Raw genomic sequence first — 4,541 nt, 5'->3', positions numbered from 1 at the left:
TTGCTGGAATTGGGGCGTGAAGTGCGTGTGGCAGCGCTTGTGCAAAGAAGTGAAAATTACGCACCAGAGCGCGTGATTACGCTTAAGGGTGAGAATAAATTTAGCGATTATGAGAAATCTGACCCTTATGCCACTTTAGATGAGGCGATGGATAAAAGTCTCGTCTATACGCCCAACACCATTGTGATGGGTAAAGTTGTTTGGTCAAAACTCAAACGTCATCCCAAAATCATTAAAGCCGTTAAAGGGGGTGGCACTGCTGATGGTTTTGTCACCAAGGCGCAATTTGCTGATCTGATGGAAATACACCCCGATCGTTTACTCATTGGTGAATCGCAAGTGAATTTGGCACGCAAAGGGCGTTCGGCACAATTGGCACGCGTTTGGAGCAATAAGATTGCACTGCTTTATATTGACCCTACCAAACAACAGGCAGATGGTTCGGTGATCAGTTGGGGCTTTAGCGCCCAGTTGGGCGAGCGTTTGTCTGGAGTGATCATTGATCCAGATATCGGCTTGTCAGGTGGTAAACGGGTGCGTGTGGGGGAACGCGTGTGTGAATTGGTCGCCGCAAAAGATGCCGGCGTTTTGTTGCAAGAAGTTGTCTAAGGGAAACTTTTAAACATGGCTTATGCAAGCAAAAGATTGATTGAAGAGCTCTGGGGTGATGACTTCTTGGATGATTTGTGCGGGATGGATGAGAATTCTGATCCAGTTTTTTCAGAGCAAGCCATTGCCCGCGCGCTCGAACAGGCAAGTGGTGAGATTGATGTGCATTTGTCTCATCGCTACTGCGTCCCCATTGCTGGACAGCCGGCGGCTCTGGGGATGATCTGTGTCAATATTGCTGTTTATAATTTAGCCATACGCCATACGGCACTGACCACGACCATTGAAGATCGTTACAAACAGGCGGTTGAACTCTTGAAACGCATTGCGGAAGGCAAAGCGGGTTTAGGCATAGATGAGCCTAAAATTATGAGCGAAGATGGTCCCGTGCGTGATGGGGCTTTTTTTCATGCCAAACCGCGTTTGATGGGAAGATAACATGTCTGTTTCAACCCATATTGAGATTAAAGAGACAGGGCTTGAAGCGGCTTTATCCTTTTTGCAAAAGGGAGCTGATCGCTCGATGGGGACTTTGGCACAAGGGGTTGGGCGTCTCATCCAAGAGAGCACAAGGCGGCGGATTCAAAGCGAAAAAACCTCTCCCCAAGGAGAGAAGTGGAAAAACAATCATGCTCGCACCTCCATTCTTTATGCCAGTGGGGCGCTTTCACGCTCCATTGATATGAAAGCTTCACCAGAACAGGTGATTGTGGGCTCTGGGTTGGTTTATGCGCGGATTCACCAATTGGGTGGGGTTATTCGCCCGAAAAATGGCAAGACACTGCGCTTTTTTCTTAAAAGCGGCAATGCACACCGCTTTGTTTGTGTGCATCAAGTGATCATGCCCGCACGCCCTTATTTGGGGCTTTCAGAGCACAATAAAGTGGAAATTATCAAAGCAGTGGAAGATTGGCTGGAAAGGGTCTTTTCATGAGACAAACGGTCAAGCAAGCAGGGCGCATTAATCAGTTTCGTGAAGCGGTGATAAGAAGCCTTAAAGGCGCTTTGCCGGATGTGCGTGATTGCGGCTGTCAATTTGGACGTTTTAACTTAGAAGAACTTGAAACACAGATGCTGGTGGCTCCAGCTGTGCGTGTTGCGGTGTTAGAAAGCCGTTTAATTTCTGTTGCTTCTGGACAGATGAGTGCTGATCTTCATTTAGGGGCTTTTATTATCACCACGGGTAAAGAGCGTGATGTTTCCAGTTGGCTTTTAGCAGAAGCCATTGCGGTACTTTGTCATAGCGGGCAATTGTGGGGGCTAACGCATTTGAGTGCCCCGCGTGAGGTGCAAATTGAACCGATTATTTCCGCGGCGATTAAGCAGCGTGGTGTATCGATAAGCGTGGTGGAATGGCACCAAGATTTGCATCAGTTGGGACAGGATATTTTTTGTGATGAAGGACAACTCAAAGCTGGGTTGCTCTCATGTGATGATGAGGTGTTGCCATGAATGATGCGCATTTGTTGAGTGACACTTTGCGGCAAATAATGAAGCGTCTTGATGCGCTTGAACGCTGTCTTGCCAACCAGCACATGATTGGGCGGGTTGTGCAAGTTGATGGACATAGGGTGCGGGTAAAACTTTCTGAACAGGGTTCCAATGGACAAGCGGTTTTATCGCCTTGGCTACAAGCGCAAGAAGCTTCTGGCGCTCTCTCAAGCAATATGCCCCTCCATGTTGGTGATCCGGTGCGGTTGTTAAATCCCCATGGCGAAATTGGCTCTGCCTCTCTGGTTGTGCGTGATAGTTATAGTGAGGATATGCCTAATCCCGCACGCTCTTTCCAAGAGTTGGCGCTCTGTTATGCCGGTGGAGCACTGCGCATCACAAAAGAGGAACTTATTCTCTCCCATGGAGAAAACCGAATCCATTTGAGTGAAAAAGGTTTGGTGCTTTCTCATCAATCAACCCGTGTTGAATTAACGGGCAGTGTGCATATTCAAGCAGAAGATTTGCAGCACAATCAAAAATCTGTTGGTGCAAGCCACAAACACGGTGGGGTCAAAATGGGTCCCTCCACAACCTCTAGTCCTCTTTAAAGGAGTTTTATTATGCGTGAGAATACTTATGTTATTTTAACCAATGCAGACTTTGTTGCAGGCAAGCGTTCACCGGGCAAAGGTGAAGAAATTTGTTTAAGTGAGGAAGCGGCTAAATATCCGTTGCTGCTTGGTCAGATCGCTGAAAAACCAGCACCTGTTGTTTCTGCGCCCCCAACTGTTTCTAACACAAAGACAAGCAAAGGGGCTTAAAGCATGCGGTGTGGGATGAGCGAAAAGGATGGCTCTCTCTTATATGGTTGGGACCATTGCCAACAGTCACTCCGTAAATGTCTGACGACAAGGATTGGGACAGGGGTTTTGCGTCGTCATTATGGATGTGATGTTGGAGCATTCCAAGATGCCAATGCTGATCCTGCGACGATGATGCAGCTTTATCAAGCAATTGTTGAAGCTTTGGATGATCCAGAGTGTGGAGAGCCTGGGTTTTCGTTGCAGAGGATTGATCTGACAAAAGCAACGCGTGAAGGCACATTCCATTTTGTTTTAACGGGTGTTTTTTATCCCGATGGGCATTTGGGGGATTGGTCACACAAAGAGCCAATGAGCATCAATTTAGAGGTTGGTGATGACAGAGTTTGAACCTTTACCTCTCCCACAAATTATTGAAGAGCTTTCTGTTGAAGCAATTTTAGAGCAAAAGATCACGCGTTTGACTGAGCTTTTTGCGGCGCATCATATTCCTTATAATGTGGAAAAGACGGCTTATGATCCGGTGGTCATTCAATTGCAAGCGGCCGCTTATGAAGAGTTGCTGTTGCGCCAGCGGGTCAATGAAGTGGCGCGGGATAATTTACTCACATTTGCGCGTGGAACAAGCTTAGATCATTTGGGGGATTTTCATGGGGTCACGCGCCTTTTGGATGAAGATGATGCGCGTTTGCGCCGCCGCATTCGCTTGAATAGACAAGGACATTCCACAGGTGGCACAGCGCCACGCATTCAATATTTTGCTCTCTCAAGCGATATCCATGTCAAAGATGCTTTTGTTTATCGTGAGGGTAAAAGCCCGCTTATTCATGTTGCGCTTTTTAGTGACGCTCCTTCAGGGGTGGCTGATGAGGCTTTAATTGCCAAGGTACAAGCAGCCCTTGATGCCCCCCATGTTAAAATGACTAATGACCACATCTTTGTGAAAAGCGCGGTACAGCGGATGATCAATGTTTCTGCTGATTTTTGGTTGTTACCGGATGAAGGCTCCTTTGTTTTGGAAAGAGCGGAGCAGAATTTAAGAGCGGAATGGGCGCGTGCGCAAAGGCTTGGACGTGATTTGTCTTTAAGTTGGATACTAAGCCGCTTGATGGTTGAGGGCGTTCACCATGTGAACATAACGCAACCTTGTGAGGATATTTTGGTCGCACCTGATGAAGCGGTTGCACTAGGGGATATTGTCTTGTCTGAACGGGGGCGTGCTTATTGATGCTCTCCTCACTTTTGCCCCCGAATTCGAGCTTGTTTGAACGCTGTTTTGCAGAAGCAATGGCTCTTGACCCTCACGTTAAAACGGCACTCGAAGAAATACCACGCGCGAAATTTATCACGCGTCCGCCTTCTTGGTTGCCCTTTTTAATAGACGAATATGGCTTACAAGAATTAAACNAAATACCACGCGCGAAATTTATCACGCGTCCGCCTTCTTGGTTGCCCTTTTTAATAGACGAATATGGCTTACAAGAATTAAACCCTTATTTCTCTAACCTTTATGATTTAATTGATCAGGGTCTTGCATGGCAAAATATTCGCGGCTCTCTTGCGGCAATAGAGTTGGGGCTTGAATGGCTCCAGATTACAGCCCGCTTTATACCCGCTTGGTCTGGGCGTGCTTGGTGGAATTCCTTTCAACTGTACTTTGACAGCCTCCCTAAACAA

7 protein-coding genes and 2 pseudogenes are annotated in these 4,541 nt (G+C 47.2%); all 9 read left to right on the top strand.

What is annotated here, in order from left to right; all coding sequences use genetic code 11:
• Positions 1 to 609 (top strand): annotated as a pseudogene (locus ACFIMX_RS05615) (capsid protein); the annotation flags it as partial.
• 15 nt (positions 610 to 624) lie between these two features.
• Positions 625 to 1,047, top strand: coding sequence for a gp436 family protein (locus ACFIMX_RS05610; RefSeq protein WP_375640022.1), 423 nt, complete (start codon positions 625 to 627; stop codon positions 1,045 to 1,047).
• Between the two features lies 1 nt (position 1,048).
• Positions 1,049 to 1,543 carry a phage virion morphogenesis protein gene (locus ACFIMX_RS05605; RefSeq protein ID WP_375640024.1) on the top strand — a complete coding sequence of 165 codons (495 nt, stop codon included), beginning with the start codon at positions 1,049 to 1,051 and terminating at the stop codon, positions 1,541 to 1,543.
• Entirely contained in the window at positions 1,540 to 2,061 is a 522-nt protein-coding gene (locus tag ACFIMX_RS05600) for a hypothetical protein (RefSeq protein WP_375640025.1), read from the top strand. Before ACFIMX_RS05605 ends, ACFIMX_RS05600 begins: the two co-directional genes overlap by 4 nt.
• On the top strand, positions 2,058 to 2,651 hold the full coding sequence (locus ACFIMX_RS05595) for a baseplate assembly protein (protein WP_375640026.1): 594 nt from the start codon (positions 2,058 to 2,060) through the stop codon (positions 2,649 to 2,651). Before ACFIMX_RS05600 ends, ACFIMX_RS05595 begins: the two co-directional genes overlap by 4 nt.
• A gap of 12 nt (positions 2,652 to 2,663) precedes the next feature.
• Entirely contained in the window at positions 2,664 to 2,864 is a 201-nt protein-coding gene (locus tag ACFIMX_RS05590; RefSeq protein ID WP_375640028.1) for a hypothetical protein, read from the top strand.
• Between the two features lie 3 nt (positions 2,865 to 2,867).
• Positions 2,868 to 3,254, top strand: a complete 387-nt coding sequence (locus tag ACFIMX_RS05585) for a GPW/gp25 family protein (RefSeq protein WP_375694163.1) — start codon at positions 2,868 to 2,870, stop codon at positions 3,252 to 3,254.
• Complete coding sequence (locus tag ACFIMX_RS05580) at positions 3,241 to 4,092, top strand: baseplate J/gp47 family protein (protein WP_375640029.1); 852 nt, start codon at positions 3,241 to 3,243, stop codon at positions 4,090 to 4,092. The genes ACFIMX_RS05585 and ACFIMX_RS05580 overlap by 14 nt, the downstream gene beginning before the upstream one ends.
• Positions 4,092 to 4,541: pseudogene (locus ACFIMX_RS05575) on the top strand (hypothetical protein); the annotation flags it as partial. The gene ACFIMX_RS05580 and the pseudogene ACFIMX_RS05575, both read left to right, overlap by 1 nt.

Origin of the sequence: Bartonella sp. AD24XZML (assembly GCF_042196485.1) — a bacterium.
In the GTDB taxonomy this organism is placed as follows: Bacteria; Pseudomonadota; Alphaproteobacteria; order Rhizobiales; family Rhizobiaceae; genus Bartonella.
Note: the sequence above shows the minus strand (reverse complement) of the source record. Positions and strands in the feature narration are given on the sequence as shown.

What these genes read in the sequence shown, in the direction of transcription:
- ACFIMX_RS05610 (WP_375640022.1), top strand. Translation starts at nt 625, where the DNA reads ATGGCTTATGCAAGCAAAAGATTGATTGAAGAGCTCTGGGGTGATGAC.
- ACFIMX_RS05605 (WP_375640024.1), top strand. Translation starts at nt 1,049, where the DNA reads ATGTCTGTTTCAACCCATATTGAGATTAAAGAGACAGGGCTTGAAGCG.
- ACFIMX_RS05600 (WP_375640025.1), top strand. Translation starts at nt 1,540, where the DNA reads ATGAGACAAACGGTCAAGCAAGCAGGGCGCATTAATCAGTTTCGTGAA.
- ACFIMX_RS05595 (WP_375640026.1), top strand. Translation starts at nt 2,058, where the DNA reads ATGAATGATGCGCATTTGTTGAGTGACACTTTGCGGCAAATAATGAAG.
- ACFIMX_RS05590 (WP_375640028.1), top strand. Translation starts at nt 2,664, where the DNA reads ATGCGTGAGAATACTTATGTTATTTTAACCAATGCAGACTTTGTTGCA.
- ACFIMX_RS05585 (WP_375694163.1), top strand. Translation starts at nt 2,868, where the DNA reads ATGCGGTGTGGGATGAGCGAAAAGGATGGCTCTCTCTTATATGGTTGG.
- ACFIMX_RS05580 (WP_375640029.1), top strand. Translation starts at nt 3,241, where the DNA reads ATGACAGAGTTTGAACCTTTACCTCTCCCACAAATTATTGAAGAGCTT.